Genomic DNA, 18,276 nt, shown 5'->3' with positions numbered 1-18,276 from the left:
ACGAGGAGCACCACGGCATGACGAACGGACGACTCTCGGACCTCCTCGCGGACGGGTCCATCCGGCTCGACGCGCACGCCGCCGATCGCGAGGCCGCCATCCGCCAGGCGGGCGAGGCCCTGGTGGCGGCGGGCGCCGTCGACCCGGGCTACGTCGACGCGATGGTCGAGCGCGAGCGCTCCGTCTCGACCTTCGTCGGCGAGGGCGTCGCCGTCCCGCACGGCACGCTCGCCGCCGGACGCGATCTGGTGCGGGCCGACGCCATCAGCGTCCTGCGCCTCCCCGACGGCGTCGACTGGGACGGACACGACGTCCGCATCGTCATCGGCATCGCGGCCACGGGCGGCGGCCACATCGCGTTGCTGTCGCGGCTCGCGGAGATCCTGCTCGACCCCGTGTGCGCCGAGCGGCTGCGTGGCGCCACCGATCCCGCGGCCGTCCGGTCGCTGCTGGGAGCCGGTACGGTCGAGGGATGACGACGACGCCGAAGGCCCCCCGACCGCAGACGGACATCGACCGGATCGCCGAGGGGTGGATCGACGCGTCGCTCGAGCTGCACCCCGAGGAGCGCGTCTACCTCGGCCGCCCGGGACGCGAGGGCGAGTACGGCGACACGTCGCCCGCGGGCCACGCGGCGCACGCCGAGGCGGCGCGCGCGGTCATCCGGCAGCTCGCTGACGCCCGTCCCGTCGACGCGGTGGACGAGGTCACCCGCATGGACCTCACGCGCGAGCTGGAGCTCGACGTCGAGATGCACGACGCGGGCGTCCACCTGTCCGACCTCAACGTCATCGCCTCGCCCGCGCAGGGCATCCGCGAGGTGTTCGACATCTCGCCCACGGCCACCGAGGGCGACTGGGAGCACCTGGCCGCACGCCTCGGCAACGTGTCCGGCGCCGTCGACGGCTACATCGAGACGCTCCGCGAGGGCGTGCGCCGGGGACAGACCCCGGCGAAGCGGCAGATCCGCGAGGTGCTCGGCCAGGTCGAGCGGCAGGCCGCGCCCGACGGCTTCTTCCGCTCCTTCGCGGAGGACGCGCGGCCCGACTCGGGCGAGCTGCCCGAGTCGCTCCGGCGCGACCTCGGTGCCCGCGCCGAGGAGGCCCGCACCGCCTACGCGCGCCTGGCGGCGTTCCTCGGCACCGAGCTCGAGCCCGCCGGCCGCGAGGCCGACGCGGTGGGCCGCGAGCAGTACGCCCTCCGCTCGCGCTCCTTCCTCGGCGCCGAGGTCGACCTCGACGAGACGTACGAGTGGGGCGTCGGCGAGCTGGCCCGCATGGTCGAGGAGCAGGAGGCCATCGCGCGCGAGATCCTCCCGGGCGCGAGCGTGCTCGAGGCCATCGCCCACCTCGACGGCGACGCCTCGCGGAAGCTCCACGGCACGGACGCCCTGCGCGCGTGGATGCAGGAGACGAGCGACCGCGCGGTCGAGGAGCTCGGCCGCACGCACTTCGACATCCCCGAGGAGATCCGGGCGCTGGAGTGCATGATCGCCCCGACGCAGGAGGGCGGCATCTACTACTCGGGCCCCGCCGACGACTTCAGCCGCCCCGGCCGCATGTGGTGGTCGGTGCCCGAGGGCGTCACCGAGTTCGACACCTGGCGCGAGCTCACGACCGTGTACCACGAGGGCGTCCCGGGCCACCACCTGCAGATCGCGCAGGCCACCTTCAACAAGGCGGAGCTCAACACCTGGCGCCGGTTCGCGGGCACGTCGGGCCACGCGGAGGGCTGGGCCCTGTACGCCGAGCGCCTGATGCAGGAGCTCGGCTACCTCGACGACCCCGCCGACCGCCTCGGCATGCTCGACGGCCAGCGCATGCGCGCCGCCCGCGTGGTGCTCGACATCGGCGTGCACCTCGGCAAGACGCGGCCCAACGGCGAGGCCGCCTGGGACGCCGAGTTCGCCTTCGACTTCATGGGCCGCAACGTCAACATGGATCCGTCCTTCGTGCGCTTCGAGGTCAACCGCTACCTCGGCTGGCCGGGGCAGGCCCCCTCGTACAAGGTGGGCCAGCGCATCTGGGAGGACCTCCGCGACGAGACCCGCCGCCGCGAGGGTGCCGCGTTCGACATCCGCGAGTTCCACCGCCGCGCGCTCGACATCGGCGGAGTCGGCCTCGACACGCTCCGCGCCGCTGTCCTGCGCTGAGTCGCGGCCCTCGGCGCGGGCAGGACGGTCACGGCGCGCCGACGTGCGCGGCGCGGTTGTCCCGGCTCGGGGGCCGGGTCTAAGATCGACTGTCGCAGTTCTGCGACGACCCATCCGTCCGCCGCTCGACCGGTACCCGCGCGGGTCCGCGCCAGCGGCCTTATTCATGCCCATCCTGGAGCACTAACTACATGACAATCGCAACGACCGACAAGGCGCCCAAGCAGGTCGCGATCAACGACATCGGATCTGCTGAGGACTTCCTCGCCGCGGTCGAGAAGACACTGAAGTTCTTCAACGACGGAGACCTCATCGAGGGCACCGTCGTGAAGATCGACCGGGACGAGGTCCTGATCGACGTCGGCTACAAGACCGAGGGCGTCATCCCCTCGCGTGAGCTGAGCATCAAGCACGACGTCGACCCCACGGAGGTCGTCAAGGTCGGCGACACCGTCGAGGCCCTCGTCCTCCAGAAGGAGGACAAGGAAGGCCGTCTGATCCTGTCCAAGAAGCGCGCGCAGTACGAGCGTGCGTGGGGCGACGTGGAGAAGATCAAGGAGTCCGACGGCGTCGTCACCGGCACCGTCATCGAGGTCGTCAAGGGCGGCCTCATCGTGGACATCGGCCTCCGCGGCTTCCTCCCGGCCTCGCTCATCGAGCTGCGCCGCGTCCGCGACCTCACGCCGTACCTCGGCCAGGAGATCGAGGCCAAGATCCTCGAGCTCGACAAGAACCGCAACAACGTGGTCCTGTCGCGTCGCGCCCTGCTCGAGCAGACGCAGTCCGAGAGCCGCAGCACGTTCCTCAACAACCTCCAGAAGGGCCAGGTCCGCAAGGGCGTGGTCTCCTCGATCGTCAACTTCGGCGCGTTCGTGGACCTGGGCGGCGTCGACGGCCTCGTGCACGTCTCCGAGCTCAGCTGGAAGCACATCGAGCACGCCAGCGAGGTCGTCGAGGTGGGCCAGGAGGTGACCGTCGAGATCCTCGAGGTCGACCTGGAGCGCGAGCGCGTGTCGCTGTCGCTCAAGGCGACGCAGGAGGACCCGTGGCAGGTCTTCGCCCGCACGCACGCCATCGGCCAGGTCGCGCCCGGCAAGGTCACCAAGCTGGTGCCGTTCGGTGCGTTCGTCCGCGTGGCCGAGGGCATCGAGGGCCTCGTGCACATCTCGGAGCTCTCCGGCAAGCACGTCGAGCTCGCCGAGCAGGTCGTGTCCGTCGGTGACGAGGTGTTCGTCAAGGTCATCGACATCGACCTCGAGCGTCGCCGCATCTCGCTGAGCCTCAAGCAGGCCAACGACGGCGTCGACCCCGAGGGCACCGAGTTCGACCCCGCCCTCTACGGCATGCTCACCGAGTACGACGACCAGGGGAACTACAAGTACCCCGAGGGCTTCGACCCGGAGACCAACGAGTGGAAGGAGGGCTTCGAGGCCCAGCGCGAGACCTGGGAGCAGCAGTACGCCGCCGCTCAGGCCCGCTGGGAGGCCCACAAGAAGCAGGTCGCGGCAGCAGCCGAGGCCGAGGCGGCCGACACGGGCATCACGTCCGCCGGCCCCGGCTTCACGAGCGACTCGACGGGCGCCGGCACGCTGGCGGACGACGAGAGCCTCGCCGCCCTGCGCGAGAAGCTGTCCAGCTCGAAGTAGTCCCACCCGCACCACGACGAGGCCGCTCTCCCTTCGGGGAGGGTGGCCTCCGTCGTGCGGGGCCCGCGCGGGACGCGGCTCGTCCTGCCCGCGCCTAGGCTGGATCCATGCGCGTGATCGGACTGACGGGCGGCATCGCCGCGGGCAAGACGGTGGTGGCCGACCGGCTGGCGGAGCTCGGTGCGGTGCGCATCGACGCCGACCGGCTGGCCCGCGAGGTCGTCGAGCCGGGCTCGCCCGCGCTGGCGGACATCGCCCGCCGCTTCGGGGATGCCGTCCTCGCCGCCGACGGCGCGCTGGACCGGGCGGCCCTCGGGGCGATCGTGTTCCAGGATCCCGACGCCCGCCGCGACCTCGAGGCCATCACCCATCCGGCCGTCCGCGCCCTCTCCGCGCAGCGCATGGCAGAGGCGGGGGAGGCCGATCCCGACGCGATCGTCGTCTACGACATCCCGCTCCTCGTGGAGTCCGGCCGCGGCGACGAGTTCGAGCGGATCGTCGTGGTGCACGCCCCGCGCGAGGAGCGGATCCGTCGGCTCGTCGAGCTCCGCGGCATGGCCCCCGAGGAGGCCGAGCGCCGCATCGCCCTGCAGGCGTCCGACGAGGAGCGCCTCGCGGTCGCCGACGACGTCATCGACTCCGGCGTCTCGCTGGCGTCGACGCTCGAGCAGACGGATCGGCTCTGGGCGAACCTGTCCGGCGGTGTCGGAGGCCGCTCGTAGACTCGGGAGCATGCAGCCCACCCGGTCCGTGCGCCCCTTCAAGGTCGTCAGCGAGTACTCCCCGAGCGGCGATCAGCCCACGGCCATCGCCGAGCTGGCGGGCCGGGTCAACGCCGGCGAGCCGGATGTCGTGCTCCTGGGCGCGACCGGCACCGGCAAGTCCGCGACCGCGGCCTGGCTCATCGAGCAGGTGCAGCGGCCCACGCTCATCCTCGCCCACAACAAGACCCTCGCCGCCCAGCTCGCGACGGAGTTCCGCGAGCTCATGCCGGACAACGCGGTCGAGTACTTCGTCTCCTACTACGACTACTACCAGCCCGAGGCGTACGTGCCGCAGACCGACACCTTCATCGAGAAGGACTCGTCGGTCAACGCCGAGGTCGAGCGCCTGCGCCACTCCACCACCAACTCGCTGCTGAGCCGTCGCGACGTGGTCGTGGTGAGCACGGTGTCCTGCATCTACGGCCTCGGCCAGCCCGAGCAGTACATGAACGCGATGGTCGCGCTCCAGGTGGGCATGCAGATCAACCGCGACACCCTCATCCGCAAGTTCGTCTCCATGCAGTACCAGCGCAACGACGTCGACTTCTCGCGCGGCAACTTCCGCGTGCGCGGCGACACCATCGAGATCATCCCCATGTACGAGGAGCTGGCCATCCGCATCGAGATGTTCGGCGACGAGATCGAGGCGCTGTACACGCTGCACCCGCTCACGGGCGACGTGGTCCGCAAGATGGACTCGGTGTCCGTGTTCCCGGGGTCGCACTACGTGGCCGAGACCGAGGTCATGCAGCGGGCCATCGGCACCATCCAGCAGGAGCTGGAGGAGCGGCTCGCCGTGCTCGAGCGCGAGGGCAAGCTGCTCGAGGCCCAGCGGCTGCGCATGCGCACCAACTTCGACATCGAGATGATGCAGCAGATCGGCTTCTGCTCCGGCATCGAGAACTACTCGCGGCACATCGACGGGCGTGATGCGGGGGAGGCCCCGCACTGCCTGCTCGACTACTTCCCGGACGACTTCCTCGTGGTCATCGACGAGTCGCACGTGACGGTCCCGCAGATCGGCGCCATGTTCGAGGGCGACTCGTCGCGCAAGCGCACGCTCGTGGAGCACGGCTTCCGCCTGCCCAGCGCGCTCGACAACCGGCCGCTGAAGTGGAACGAGTTCACCGAGCGCGTGCCGCAGACCGTGTACATGTCGGCGACGCCCGGCAAGTACGAGCTCGGCATGGGCGACGGCGTGGTCGAGCAGATCATCCGCCCCACGGGTCTGGTGGACCCGGCCATCGTGGTGAAGCCCACGAAGGGCCAGATCGACGACCTGCTGGAGCAGATCCGCATCCGGGTGGAGAAGGACGAGCGCATCCTCGTCACCACCCTCACCAAGAAGATGGCCGAGGAGCTCACCGACTACTTCGCCGAGGCGGGCGTGCGCGTGCGCTACCTCCACTCGGACGTCGACACGCTCCGCCGCGTCGAGCTGCTCAGCGAGCTGCGCGCCGGCATCTACGACGTGCTGGTCGGCATCAACCTGCTGCGCGAGGGCCTCGACCTGCCGGAGGTGTCGCTCGTCGCCATCCTCGACGCCGACAAGGAGGGCTTCCTGCGGTCGTCCACGTCGCTCATCCAGACCATCGGCCGCGCGGCGCGCAACGTCTCCGGCGAGGTGCACATGTACGCCGACGTCCTCACCGACAGCATGAAGCGCGCCATCGAGGAGACCGACCGGCGTCGCGAGAGGCAGGTCGCGTACAACACCGAGCACGGCATCGACCCCACCCCGCTGCGCAAGCGCATCGCCGACATCACGGAGATCCTGGCGCGCGAGGGCGAGGACACGAAGAAGATGCTCGAGGGGCGCGGCGGCGGCAAGCGCTCGCCCACGCCGAACCTCCGACGCGAGGGCAAGGCGGCAGCAGGGGCGAACGAGCTGGAGACGATCATCTCCGACCTCAACGACCAGATGCTGCAGGCCGCGGGCGAGCTCAAGTTCGAGCTCGCGGCACGCCTCCGCGACGAGCTGGGTGACCTCAAGCGGGAGCTCCGGCAGATGGAGAAGGCCGGGCACCTGTCCTGACGGGTCGGCGTGGGGGAGCGGCCATGGCCGCCGACCCCCGCGCCGTCGGAGGTGTCGGTGGCGACGCATACGATGGACGGGTGTCCATCTCCCCCGTCGAGTCCTCGTCCCTCCTGAGCGTCCGCGGCGCTCGCGTCCACAACCTCCGCGACGTCGACCTCGACATCCCGCGCGACTCGCTCGTCGTCTTCACGGGCCTGTCCGGGTCCGGCAAGTCGTCCCTCGCGTTCGACACGATCTTCGCCGAGGGGCAGCGCCGTTACGTCGAGTCGCTGTCGGCGTACGCGCGTCAGTTCCTCGGGCAGGTCGACCGCCCGGACGTCGACTTCATCGAGGGGCTGAGCCCCGCGGTCTCCATCGACCAGAAGTCCACGAACCGCAACCCGCGGTCCACGGTCGGCACCATCACCGAGATCTTCGACTACATGCGCCTCCTCTGGGCCCGCATCGGCGTCGCCCACTGCCCCGTGTGCGGGGAGCGCATCTCGCGGCAGACGGTGCAGCAGATCGCCGACCAGCTCATGGAGCTGGAGACCGGCACCAGGTACCAGATCGTCAGCCCCATCGTGTCGCAGAAGAAGGGGGAGTTCGTCGACCTCTTCGCCGAGCTCGCCTCGGGCGGCTACTCGCGCGCCATCGTCGACGGGGAGCTCATCCAGCTCAGCTCGCCGCCCAAGCTCAAGAAGCAGTACAAGCACGACATCTCGGTCGTGGTCGACCGGCTCGTCGCGAGCGACGACATCCTCGGGCGCCTCACCGACTCGCTCGAGACCGCGCTCCGCCTCACCGACGGCATCGTGATGATCGACTTCGTCGACGTCGAGGGCCCCGCCGGCCTCCAGACGTACTCGGAGAAGCTGTCCTGCCCGAACAACCACCCGATCCAGCTCACCGAGATCGAGCCGCGCACGTTCTCCTTCAACGCCCCGTTCGGCGCCTGCCCCGAGTGCTCGGGCCTCGGCACGCGCATGTCGGTCGACCAGGAGCTGCTCATCGGCGACGAGTCGCTGAGTATCGCCGACGGGGTCATCCTGCCGTGGACCACGCAGGGCAAGGGCCTCTTCCAGTACTACGAGAAGCTGCTCGCGGGCCTCGCGCGCGATCTGAAGTTCTCGCTCACCACGCCCTGGCGGAAGCTGTCGGAGGAGGTCCGCGAGGCGGTCCTCCGCGGCAACGACTTCGAGGTCCAGGTCAAGTGGAAGAACCGCTACGGCCGCGAGATGACCTACTCCTCCGGCTTCGAGGGCGTCATGCCCTACATCGAGCGCCAGTTCGCCCAGGCCGAGACCGACAACCAGCGCGCCCGCTGGGGCGAGTACCTGCGCGAGATCCCGTGCCCGGTGTGCGACGGCAAGCGCCTGAAGCCCGAGGTGCTCGCGGTGCTCGTGCACGGCGCGAACATCGCGGACGTCGCGGAGATGAGCCTCTCCGACGCGCAGACCTTCATGGCGCAGCTCGAGCTCACCGATCGCGAGGCGCACATCGCCGCGCAGGTGCTGCGCGAGATCCGAGTGCGGCTCGACTTCCTCATCGAGGTGGGTCTCAACTACCTCAACCTGGCGCGCGCCGCGGCGTCGCTCTCGGGCGGCGAGGCGCAGCGCATCCGCCTGGCCACGCAGATCGGCTCCGGTCTCACGGGCGTGCTCTACGTGCTCGACGAGCCCTCCATCGGGCTGCACCAGCGCGACAACCGCCGGCTCATCGAGACGCTCGTGAAGCTGCGCGATCTCGGCAACACGCTCATCGTCGTCGAGCACGACGAGGACACCATCCGCACGGCCGACTGGATCGTCGACATCGGACCGGGCGCGGGCGTCAACGGCGGCAAGGTCGTCCACTCCGGCTCCTACGCGGGTCTCATCGAGAACCGCGAGTCGCTCACGGGCGACTACCTCGCGGGCCGTCGAGCCATCGCGACGCCGGCGAAGCGCCGCAAGATCGACAGGAAGAGGCAGATCCAGGTGGTGGGCGCCCGCGCCAACAACCTGCAGAACGTCACGGCGGCGTTCCCGCTCGGCACGCTCACGGCCGTCACGGGCGTCAGCGGATCGGGCAAGTCGTCGCTCGTGAACGACATCCTGTACCGCGTGCTCGCCAACGAGCTCAACGGCGCGCGCAAGGTCCCGGGCAAGCACGCCCGCGTCACGGGTCTCGAGAACCTCGACAAGGTCGTCCACGTCGACCAGAACCCCATCGGCCGCACCCCGCGCTCGAACCCGGCCACCTACACGGGCGTGTTCGACCGGATCCGCACCCTGTTCGCCGAGACCACCGAGGCCAAGGCGCGCGGCTACCTGCCCGGCCGCTTCAGCTTCAACGTCAAGGGCGGGCGCTGCGAGGCGTGCTCCGGCGACGGCACCATCAAGATCGAGATGAACTTCCTGCCCGACGTGTACGTGGCGTGCGAGGTGTGCGGGGGAGCGCGCTACAACCGCGACACCCTGAGCGTGCACTACAAGGGCAAGAGCATCGCGGAGGTGCTCGACATGTCCATCAGCGAGGCGGCGGAGTTCTTCGAGCCGATTCAGGCCATCCACCGCTTCATGAAGACGCTCGTCGACGTGGGCCTCGGCTACGTGCGTCTCGGGCAGAGCGCCACGACCCTCTCCGGCGGCGAGGCGCAGCGCGTCAAGCTGTCGACGGAGCTGCAGCGACGGTCGAACGGGCGCAGCGTCTACGTGCTCGACGAGCCGACCACGGGGCTCCACTTCGAGGACGTGCGCAAGCTCCTGCTCGTGCTCAACGGCCTGGTCGACAAGGGCAACACCGTCATCGTCATCGAGCACAACCTCGACGTCATCAAGTCCGCCGACTGGCTCATCGACATGGGCCCCGAGGGCGGCGCGGGCGGCGGCACTGTCCTGGCGACGGGGACCCCCGAGCACCTCGCCACGGTGCCGGAGAGCTACACCGGCGGGTTCCTCCGCGAGGTATTCGAGGCCGAGGCGGAGGCCTCCGCGGTCGCGTCGTCGCGTGCGCGCGAGGAGCGCGCGGCCGTCTGATGGCCCGCGCCGACACCGTCGGGTACCGTCCGGCGGCGGGGGAGATCCCCACGTCGCCGGGCGTGTACCGCTTCCGCGACGCCGCGGACCGCGTGCTCTACGTGGGCAAGGCGAACAACCTCCGGGCCCGCCTCGCCAACTACTTCGCGCCGCTCGAGAGCCTGCACGAGCGCACCCGTCGCATGGTCACGTCCGCGGCCGGGGTGGAGTGGACCGTGGTCGGCAGCGAGTTCGAGGCTCTGCAGCTCGAGTTCACGTGGATCAAGGAGTTCGACCCGCCCTTCAACGTCAAGTTCCGGGACGACAAGTCGTACCCGTACCTGGCGGTCACGCTGGGCGAGGAGTACCCGCGGGTCATGGTCACCCGCAACCGGAAGATCCGCGGCGCCAAGTACTTCGGGCCGTATACGAAGGTGTGGGCCATCCGGGAGACGGTCGATCACATGCTCAAGGTCTTCCCCGTGCGGTCCTGCTCCGAGAGCACCTTCAAGCGCGCCCGCCAGACCAACCGCCCGTGCCTGCTGGGCGACATCGGCCGCTGCGCGGCGCCCTGCGTCGGCCGCGTCTCGGAGGAGGAGCACCGCGAGATCGCGGACGACTTCGTGAGCTTCATGGCGGGCAACGACTCGAAGTACGTGGGCCAGCTCACCCAGCGGATGAAGGACGCCGCCGCGGAGATGGACTACGAGGCCGCCGCCCGCCACCGCGACGACATCGGCGCCCTCGAGGCCGCGCTCTCGAAGACCGCGGTCGTGTTCGACGACCGTGTCGACGCGGACGTCTTCGGCATCGCCGCGGACGAGCTGGCCGCGGCGGTCCAGCAGTTCATGGTGCGCGGCGGACGCATCCGGGGCACGCGCACGTGGGTGGTCGACAAGGAGCTCGACATCGGCATCGGGGAGCTCGTCGAGACCGTGCTCCACAACGCCTACGAGGACGAGGCCCATCCGCCGCGCGAGGTCCTCGTCCCGGAGCTGCCGGCCGACGCCGCCGAGCTCGAGCTCTGGCTGAGCCAGCGACGGGCGGCGGGGGAGGACGACGGCACCGTCCGCCGGGGGCGCCCGAGCTCGTGGCAGGTCGACCTCCGGGTCGCCCAGCGCGGGGACAAGGCCGCGCTCGCGCAGACGGCGGCGACCAACGCGCAGAACGCGCTCATGCTCTACAAGACGCGCCGCAGCTCCGACTTCACCACGCGCTCGAAGGCGCTGGCCGACATCCAGGAGGCGCTCGGCATGCCCGACGCGCCGCTGCGCATGGAGTGCTACGACGTCTCGCACCTGAGCGGCACGAACATCGTCGCGTCCATGGTGGTCTTCGAGGACGGCCTGCCGCGCAAGGACCAGTACCGCCGCTTCAACATCGCCGACTCCACGGACGACACCGAGTCCATCCACCAGGTCATCACGCGCCGCCTCGCCTACCTCGGCAAGGAGGCGGAGGTGCCGGCGGATGCCGCTCCGCCCGAGCTCGGCGAGGCGCCCCCGGTCAACAAGTTCTCCTACAGCCCGAACCTGCTCATCGTCGACGGCGGGCAGCCGCAGGTCGCCGCCGCCCAGCGGGCGCTCGAGGAGTCGGGCGTCACGGGGATCCAGCTCGCGGGAATCGCGAAGCGCCTCGAGGAGATCTGGCTGCCGGACTCCGACTACCCCATCATCCTGCCGCGCAACAGCGACGCCCTCTTCCTCATCCAGCGCATCCGCGACGAGGCGCACCGGTTCGCGATCACGCACCAGCGCGCCCGACGGAAGCGCGACATCACGTCGGTGCTCAACGAGATCCCGGGACTCGGGCCGTCGCGCGTGCAGCGCCTGCTCCAGCAGTTCGGCTCGGTCGCGAAGCTCAAGCAGGCCGAGGTGGAGGAGATCGCCGCGGTCCGCACCATCGGACCGACGCTCGCCCAGGCCGTCTACGAGCGCCTCCGCTCCTGACCGGGCCCGACCCGGGGTCGTGGGTCGCACCTAGACTGGATCCACCGACAGCGCGACGAGAGGTGCAAGCCCGCATGAGCGTGGAGAACCCCCAGCAGGACGTCATGATCGTCACGGGCATGTCCGGCGCGGGCCGCTCCACCGTCGGCAACGCGCTGGAGGACCTCGGCTGGTACGTGGTCGACAACCTCCCGCCGCAGATGCTCAAGCCGCTCGTCGAGCTCGCCGGCCGTGCGGGAACGTCCCTCCCCAAGATCGCCGCGGTGGTCGACGTCCGCGGCGGCGACTTCTTCTCCGAGCTGCGCGACATCCTCCAGACGTTCGGCACGGGTCCCCGGCTCCGGGTCCTCTTCCTCGAGGCGACCGACGCGGCGCTCGTGCGGCGCTTCGAGCAGGTGCGCCGACCGCATCCGCTCCAGGGCAACGGCACGCTGCTCGACGGCATCGCGGCCGAGCGCGCGCGCATGATCGAGATCCGCGAGGCCAGCGACCTCGTCATCGACACCTCCGAGCTCAACATCCACCAGTTGGCCACGGCCATCACCGAGCAGTTCAGCGGCGCGGACGACGCCGGCGTGCGCGTCACCGTCATGAGCTTCGGCTTCAAGTACGGGACCCCGGCGGACGCCGACATGGTGGCCGACATGCGATTCCTGCCGAACCCGTTCTGGACCCCGGAGCTCCGCCCGCTGACGGGTCGTGACAAGGCCGTCAGCGAGTACGTGCTGGGCCAGGAGGGGGCTGAGGAGTTCGTCCGGGCCTACGCCCGCGCGCTCTCCCCGGTGCTCGCGGGGTACCAGCGCGAGAACAAGAGACACGCTACGATCGCTATCGGCTGTACCGGCGGCAAGCACCGCTCGGTGGCCGTCGCCGAGGAGCTCTCCAGCCTCCTCCGCGCCCTTCCCGGCGTCGCTGTCAGCACGAAGCACCGCGACCTCGGCCGGGAGTAGGGCACCCATCTCATCAAGGGAGTAAGCATTTGCCTCTGACCTCGGACGTCAAGGAAGAACTGTCACGCGTCGAGGTCAGCAAGACCACGGTGAGGGCCGCCGAGCTGGCCACCATCCTGCGCTTCTCCGGCGGGCTCCACCTCATCTCCAACCGCATCGCGGTGGAGTCAGAGCTCGACACCCCCATGCTGGCCCGCCGCGTCCGCAAGGACCTCGCGGAGCTGTACGGAGTGCGCAGCGACATCTCGGTGGTCCCGGCCTCCGGCATGCGCCGCGCCACGCACTACCTGGTCCGCGTGATGGAGGGCGGCGAGACGCTCGCCCGCCAGACGGGCCTGCTCGACGCCCGCCGTCGCCCGATCCGCGGCCTCCCGAACCGCCTCACCACGGGCTCGCGCGAGGAGATCGCGGCCGTCTGGCGAGGCGCGTTCCTCGCCGCAGGCACCCTCACGGATCCGGGGCGATCGGCCGCCCTCGAGGTCACCTGCCCGGGCAACGAGGCCGCCATGGCGCTCGTCGGCGCCGCCGGCCGCCTCGACGTCAGCGCCAAGGCCCGCGAGGTCCGCGGCGTGCACCGCGTCGTGATCCGCGACGGCGACGCCATCGGGCAGATGCTGCGCGTCATGGGCGCCCAGGGCACCGTCCTCAACTGGGAGGAGATGCGCCAGCGCCGCGAGGTCCGCGCCACCGCGAACCGGCTCGTCAACTTCGACGACGCGAACCTCCGCCGCTCCGCCCAGGCCGCCGTCGCCGCGTGCGCGCGTGTCGAGCGGGCCATGGAGATCCTCGGCCCGGACATCCCGGAGCACCTCAAGTACGCGGGCGACCTCCGCCTCCGGTTCCGCGACTCCAGCCTCGACGAGCTCGGCCACCACGCCGACCCGCCCATGACGAAGGACGCCGTCGCGGGCCGCATCCGCCGCCTGCTCGCCATGGCCGACAAGAAGGCCGTCGACGAGGGCCTCCCGGGCACCGACGCGAACCTGCCGGCCGACCTCGACGACGTCTGAGCCGCTGCCGCGACCCCTCCGATCCGGGGCGCCTGCGCCGTGCCGAGCCCGCACCGGGCCGCGGTGATCCGCCGGACGCCGGACGTCATCCGGCCAGGTGGCGCGGAGGGCCGCCGGACTAGACTCGACCCGTCACCCACCCCCGGCCTGTGGCCGGGAGCCCCCGGGCAATGAAGAGGAGATACACCTATGGCTGACTACACTCTCGTCGACCTCCCGTACGACTACTCGGCCCTCGAGCCGAGCATCAGCGGCCGCATCATGGAGCTGCACCACGACAAGCACCACAAGACGTACGTCGACGGCGCGAACACCGCCCTCGTCAAGCTGCAGGAGGCGCGCGACGCCGGCGACCTGACCTTCGTCAACAAGCTGCAGAAGGACCTCGCGTTCAACCTCGCGGGCCACGTCAACCACACGGTCTTCTGGAACAACCTCAGCCCGGACGGCGGCGACAAGCCCACCGGCGAGCTGGCCGCCGCCATCGACGAGTTCTTCGGCTCGTACGAGAAGTTCCAGGCGCACTTCACCGCGTCGGCCCTCGGCATCCAGGGCTCGGGCTGGAGCATCCTCGCGTGGGACTCCCTCGGCGAGAAGCTCATCATCGAGCAGCTCTACGACCACCAGGGCAACCTCGCCGCGGCGACCGTCCCCATCCTGCTGCTGGACATGTGGGAGCACGCCTTCTACCTCGACTACGTCAACGTCAAGGCCGACTACGTCAAGGCGTTCTGGAACATCGTCAACTGGGCCGACGTGCAGGCGCGCTTCGAGGCGACCCGCACGAAGACGCAGGGCCTCTTCCTCCTCTCGTAGCCGCATCCGCGGGAGGCCGGCCGGGAGACCCCGGCCGCCCGCGGACATCGCACGCCGGGACTCCCGCCCCGGACCTCCACCACCCACCCGCCGCCTCCGCGCGCGCAGAACCCCAGGAGAACTCGTGACCGTCAAGATCGGCATCAACGGCTTCGGCCGCATCGGCCGCAACTACTTCCGCGCAGCGCTGGCCAAGGGCAGCGACATCGAGATCGTCGCGGTGAACGACCTCACCGACAACAAGGCGCTCGCGCACCTGCTCAAGTACGACTCCATCACCGGCCGCCTCGACGCCACGGTCGAGCTCGACGGCGACAACATCGTCGTCAACGGCAAGGCCATCCGCGTCCTCGAGGAGCGCGACCCCGCGAACCTCCCCTGGGGCGAGCTGGGCGTCGAGATCGTCATCGAGTCCACGGGCCGCTTCACCAAGGCGGAGGACGCGCGCAAGCACATCACCGCCGGCGCCAAGAAGGTCCTCGTCTCCGCGCCCGCCACGGGCGACAACGTCGCGACCCTGGTCCTCGGCGTCAACGAGGGCACCTACGACCCCGCCACCCACGACGTGATCTCCAACGCGTCCTGCACCACGAACTGCCTCGCGCCCCTCGCCAAGGTCTTCCTCGACGAGTTCGGCATCGAGCGCGGCCTCATGACGACGGTCCACGCCTACACGGCCGACCAGAACCTGCAGGACGGCCCGCACAGCGACCTGCGCCGCGCCCGCGCCGCCGCCGTCAACATCATCCCCACGTCGACGGGTGCCGCCAAGGCGCTCGGCCTCGTCATCCCGGAGCTCGTCGGCAAGCTCGACGGCTACGCGCTCCGCGTGCCCGTGCCCACCGGCTCGATCACCGACCTCACCATCGAGACCACGGCGAACGTCACGGTCGAGCAGGTCAACGCGGCGTACAAGGCCGCCGCCGAGGGCCCCCTCAAGGGCATCCTCAAGTACACCGAGGACCCGATCGTCTCGAGCGACATCGTCAACGACCCGCACTCCTCGATCTTCGACGCCGGCCTCACGAAGGTCATCGGCAACCAGGTCAAGGTCGCGTCGTGGTACGACAACGAGTGGGGCTACTCCAACCGCCTCGTCGACCTCACCGAGTACGTCGCCGACCGCCTGTAACCGGCCGTGGCACTCCGCACCATCGACTCCCTGGGGGATCTCCGGGGACGCCGCGTCATCGTGCGCTGCGACCTCAACGTCCCCCTGAAGGACGGCGTGATCGGTGACGACGGGCGCATCCGCGCCTCGCTGGGGACCCTCACGGGTCTCCGCGAGGCCGGGGCCCGCGTCGTCGTCATCTCGCACCTCGGCCGCCCCGACGGCACGCCCGACGAGAAGTACAGCCTCCGTCCCGTAGCGGCCCGCCTCGGCGAGCTGCTGGGCGCCGACGTGGCATTCGCGACCGACACCGTGGGCGACTCGGCCCGTGCGGCCGTCGACGCGCTCGGCGACGGCGACGTCGTCGTGCTCGAGAACCTCCGCTTCCACGCGGAGGAGACCAGCAAGGACGAGGCCGTGCGCCGCGGCTTCGCGGAGTCGATCGCCCAGCTCGGGGACGCGTTCGTGTCCGACGGCTTCGGCGTCGTGCACCGCAAGCAGGCCAGCGTGTTCGAGCTCGCCTCGGCGCTCCCCAGCGCCGCCGGCTCGCTCATCGCGAGCGAGCTCGAGGTCCTCGACCGCCTGACGGAGAACCCGGAGCGGCCCTACACGGTCGTCCTCGGCGGATCCAAGGTGTCCGACAAGCTCGGCGTGATCGGCCACCTGCTGCCGCGCGTCGACTCGCTGCTCATCGGCGGCGGGATGCTGTTCACGTTCCTCAAGGCGCAGGGCCACGAGGTGGGCGCGAGCCTCCTCGAGGAGGACCAGGTCGAGACCGTCAAGGGCTACCTGGCCGAAGCGGAGGAGCGCGGCGTGAAGATCGTGCTCCCCACCGACGTCGTCGTCGCCGACGGGTTCTCCGCCGATGCCGCCCACCAGGTCACGCGTGCCGACGCGATCGAGGAGACGCCCGCGGGAGCGAAGGGGCTGGGGCTCGACATCGGGCCCGAGACCGCCGACGCGTTCGCGGGCATCATCCGCGGTTCCACGACGGTGTTCTGGAACGGCCCCATGGGCGTCTTCGAGCTGGAGCCGTTCGCGGCCGGCACGAAGACGGTCGCCGACGCGCTCACTCGCGTCGAGGGGCTCTCCGTGGTCGGCGGCGGCGACAGCGCCGCAGCCGTCCGCGCGCTCGGATTCGATGATGACCGCTTCGGTCACATCTCGACCGGAGGCGGCGCGAGCCTCGAGTTCCTCGAGGGGAAGCGCCTGCCGGGACTGGAGGTCCTCGGATGGCAGTGACCGATCGCCCGCAGGGGCGCACGCCCCTCATCGCGGGCAACTGGAAGATGAACCTGGATCATCTCCAGGCCATCGCGTTCGTGCAGAAGCTCGCCTGGAGCCTCAAGGACGCCAAGCACGACTCGACGGACGCGGAGGTGGCGGTGTTCCCGCCCTTCACCGACATCCGCAGCGTGCAGACGCTGGTGACGGCGGACAAGCTCGAGATCGCCTACGGCGCGCAGGACGTGTCCGCGCGTGCGTCGGGCGCGTACACGGGTGAGATCTCCGCGTCGTTCCTGGCGCAGCTCGCCTGCCGGTACGTCATCGTCGGCCACTCCGAGCGGCGCACGCTGCACGGCGAGACCGACGAGCAGGTGGCCGCGAAGTCGGCGGCCGCCGTGCAGCACGGCATCGTCCCGGTGATCTGCGTGGGCGAGACCGCGGCGGACCTCGAGGAGCACGGCGCGAGCGCCGTCCCCGTGGCCCAGCTGCGCGTCGCGCTCCAGGGTCTCCCGAAGGGCGCCGACGTGGTCATCGCCTACGAGCCCGTCTGGGCCATCGGATCCGGCAAGGCGGCCACGCCCGAGCAGGCGCAGCAGGTGGCGGCGCCCCTCCGGGCCGTCGTCGCCGAGCTTCTCGGCGACGAGGCGGCCGCGGTGACGCGGATCCTCTACGGCGGCTCGGTCAAGTCCGGCAACATCGCGGGATTCCTCCGCGAGCCCGACGTCGACGGCGCGCTCGTCGGCGGCGCCAGCCTCGACGTCCAGGAGTTCTCCGCCATCGCGCGGTTCCGCTCCCACGTCGGGGTCTGATCCGCGGGTGTCCACGAGCCGTTCGCGTCCATCCGGGCGCGGGCGGCTCGCCGCATCCAGGCGCCCGCTATAATCGACAGCGGCCCATCGGCCGTTCACCGGTCGAATCGGCCACAGCACCGCACCCGAAAGGCCGCACGTGGAAATCCTCCAGGTAGTCCTGCAGGTGGTTCTGGGAATCACCAGCCTCCTGCTGACCATGCTCATCCTGCTGCACAAGGGGCGGGGCGGCGGTCTCTCCGACATGTTCGGGGGCGGCACCACGTCGAGCCTCGGCTCGTCGGGCGTGGCCGAGCGGAATCTGAACCGCATCACGGTCATCCTCGGCCTCGTCTGGGTCACGTGCATCGTGGTCCTCGGGCTGATCACCAAGTTCGACACCGGATTGTAGGGAGCAGCCACATGGCATCAGGAGGAAGCGCCATCCGCGGTTCGCGCGTCGGCGCGGGCCCCATGGGCGAGCAGGACCGCGGCTTCCACGCGGAGCGCATCTCGATCTCGTACTGGGACGCCCTCGGCAACGAGACCGTCCGCCACTTCGCGGCGAACCTGCCCGAGGAGGAGATCCCCGAGACCATCGACTCCCCGCAGTCGGGTCTGCCGGCCGGGCGCGACAAGGCCAACCCGCCGTCGGTCGCCAAGCTCGAGCCCTACAAGACGCACCTCGCCTACGTGAAGGAGCGTCGCAGCGAGGAGGAGGCGAGCCAGCTCCTCGAGGAGGCGCTGGAGCAGCTCCGCGCCCGCCGCGGCACCGTGAAGGCCACCAAGTAGCCCACCGCACCGCGTCATCACGATGAACGCCCCCGTCCATCGGACGGGGGCGTTC

At 70.4% G+C, this 18,276-nt stretch carries 15 protein-coding genes; all 15 read left to right on the top strand.

Annotated features, from left to right (window positions below; all coding sequences use genetic code 11):
- Nucleotides 1-17: 17 nt before the first annotated feature.
- Nucleotides 18-476: a PTS sugar transporter subunit IIA gene (locus tag PED38_RS12300; RefSeq protein WP_270981492.1), complete on the top strand. Its 459-nt coding sequence runs from the start codon at nt 18-20 to the stop codon at nt 474-476.
- Nucleotides 473-2,152 carry a DUF885 domain-containing protein gene (locus tag PED38_RS12295; protein WP_270981490.1) on the top strand — a complete coding sequence of 560 codons (1,680 nt, stop codon included), beginning with the start codon at nt 473-475 and terminating at the stop codon, nt 2,150-2,152. The genes PED38_RS12300 and PED38_RS12295 overlap by 4 nt, the downstream gene beginning before the upstream one ends.
- Nucleotides 2,153-2,343: 191 nt before the next feature.
- Nucleotides 2,344-3,798 (top strand): 30S ribosomal protein S1, encoded by a 1,455-nt coding sequence (gene rpsA / locus PED38_RS12290; protein ID WP_063071780.1) that lies wholly within the window; start codon nt 2,344-2,346, stop codon nt 3,796-3,798.
- 107 nt (nt 3,799-3,905) lie between these two features.
- Nucleotides 3,906-4,520 (top strand): dephospho-CoA kinase, encoded by a 615-nt coding sequence (coaE, locus tag PED38_RS12285; RefSeq protein WP_270981488.1) that lies wholly within the window; start codon nt 3,906-3,908, stop codon nt 4,518-4,520.
- Nucleotides 4,521-4,530: 10 nt separating this feature from the next.
- Nucleotides 4,531-6,597, top strand: a complete 2,067-nt coding sequence (gene uvrB / locus PED38_RS12280; RefSeq protein ID WP_094129737.1) for an excinuclease ABC subunit UvrB — start codon at nt 4,531-4,533, stop codon at nt 6,595-6,597.
- An 80-nt stretch (nt 6,598-6,677) separates the two neighbouring features.
- The gene (gene uvrA / locus PED38_RS12275; protein ID WP_063071783.1) at nt 6,678-9,599 is read left to right on the top strand and encodes an excinuclease ABC subunit UvrA; all 2,922 of its coding nucleotides are present in this window, start codon (nt 6,678-6,680) and stop codon (nt 9,597-9,599) included.
- The gene (uvrC, locus tag PED38_RS12270; protein ID WP_270981485.1) at nt 9,599-11,527 is read left to right on the top strand and encodes an excinuclease ABC subunit UvrC; all 1,929 of its coding nucleotides are present in this window, start codon (nt 9,599-9,601) and stop codon (nt 11,525-11,527) included. Before uvrA ends, uvrC begins: the two co-directional genes overlap by 1 nt.
- Nucleotides 11,528-11,601: 74 nt before the next feature.
- Nucleotides 11,602-12,477, top strand: a complete 876-nt coding sequence (gene rapZ, locus PED38_RS12265; RefSeq protein ID WP_063071785.1) for an RNase adapter RapZ — start codon at nt 11,602-11,604, stop codon at nt 12,475-12,477.
- A 29-nt stretch (nt 12,478-12,506) separates the two neighbouring features.
- Nucleotides 12,507-13,487, top strand: coding sequence for a DNA-binding protein WhiA (gene whiA, locus PED38_RS12260; RefSeq protein WP_063071786.1), 981 nt, complete (start codon nt 12,507-12,509; stop codon nt 13,485-13,487).
- Between the two features lie 189 nt (nt 13,488-13,676).
- On the top strand, nt 13,677-14,303 hold the full coding sequence (locus PED38_RS12255) for a superoxide dismutase (RefSeq protein ID WP_063071787.1): 627 nt from the start codon (nt 13,677-13,679) through the stop codon (nt 14,301-14,303).
- Nucleotides 14,304-14,427: 124 nt separating this feature from the next.
- Nucleotides 14,428-15,435 carry a type I glyceraldehyde-3-phosphate dehydrogenase gene (gene gap / locus PED38_RS12250; RefSeq protein WP_063071788.1) on the top strand — a complete coding sequence of 336 codons (1,008 nt, stop codon included), beginning with the start codon at nt 14,428-14,430 and terminating at the stop codon, nt 15,433-15,435.
- A gap of 6 nt (nt 15,436-15,441) precedes the next feature.
- Complete coding sequence (locus PED38_RS12245; RefSeq protein ID WP_063071789.1) at nt 15,442-16,656, top strand: phosphoglycerate kinase; 1,215 nt, start codon at nt 15,442-15,444, stop codon at nt 16,654-16,656.
- Nucleotides 16,647-17,450, top strand: a complete 804-nt coding sequence (gene tpiA / locus PED38_RS12240; RefSeq protein ID WP_063071790.1) for a triose-phosphate isomerase — start codon at nt 16,647-16,649, stop codon at nt 17,448-17,450. The genes PED38_RS12245 and tpiA overlap by 10 nt, the downstream gene beginning before the upstream one ends.
- 139 nt (nt 17,451-17,589) lie before the next feature.
- Nucleotides 17,590-17,841, top strand: a complete 252-nt coding sequence (gene secG, locus PED38_RS12235) for a preprotein translocase subunit SecG (RefSeq protein ID WP_012038429.1) — start codon at nt 17,590-17,592, stop codon at nt 17,839-17,841.
- 11 nt (nt 17,842-17,852) lie between these two features.
- Nucleotides 17,853-18,221, top strand: a complete 369-nt coding sequence (locus PED38_RS12230) for an RNA polymerase-binding protein RbpA (protein WP_053774592.1) — start codon at nt 17,853-17,855, stop codon at nt 18,219-18,221.
- The last annotated feature ends 55 nt before the right edge of the window (nt 18,222-18,276 follow it).

The sequence above is a fragment of the Clavibacter sp. CT19 genome, from assembly GCF_027858075.1.
Taxonomy (GTDB): Bacteria; Actinomycetota; Actinomycetes; order Actinomycetales; family Microbacteriaceae; genus Clavibacter; species Clavibacter tessellarius_A.
This window is presented reverse-complemented; position numbering and strand designations above follow the sequence as displayed.

Coding starts and splice junctions, on each gene's coding strand:
- PED38_RS12255 (WP_063071787.1), top strand. CDS start 13,677: ATGGCTGACTACACTCTCGTCGACCTCCCGTACGACTACTCGGCCCTC.
- PED38_RS12230 (WP_053774592.1), top strand. CDS start 17,853: ATGGCATCAGGAGGAAGCGCCATCCGCGGTTCGCGCGTCGGCGCGGGC.
- uvrC (WP_270981485.1), top strand. CDS start 9,599: ATGGCCCGCGCCGACACCGTCGGGTACCGTCCGGCGGCGGGGGAGATC.
- uvrB (WP_094129737.1), top strand. CDS start 4,531: ATGCAGCCCACCCGGTCCGTGCGCCCCTTCAAGGTCGTCAGCGAGTAC.
- rapZ (WP_063071785.1), top strand. CDS start 11,602: ATGAGCGTGGAGAACCCCCAGCAGGACGTCATGATCGTCACGGGCATG.
- PED38_RS12300 (WP_270981492.1), top strand. CDS start 18: ATGACGAACGGACGACTCTCGGACCTCCTCGCGGACGGGTCCATCCGG.
- rpsA (WP_063071780.1), top strand. CDS start 2,344: ATGACAATCGCAACGACCGACAAGGCGCCCAAGCAGGTCGCGATCAAC.
- PED38_RS12295 (WP_270981490.1), top strand. CDS start 473: ATGACGACGACGCCGAAGGCCCCCCGACCGCAGACGGACATCGACCGG.
- tpiA (WP_063071790.1), top strand. CDS start 16,647: ATGGCAGTGACCGATCGCCCGCAGGGGCGCACGCCCCTCATCGCGGGC.
- coaE (WP_270981488.1), top strand. CDS start 3,906: ATGCGCGTGATCGGACTGACGGGCGGCATCGCCGCGGGCAAGACGGTG.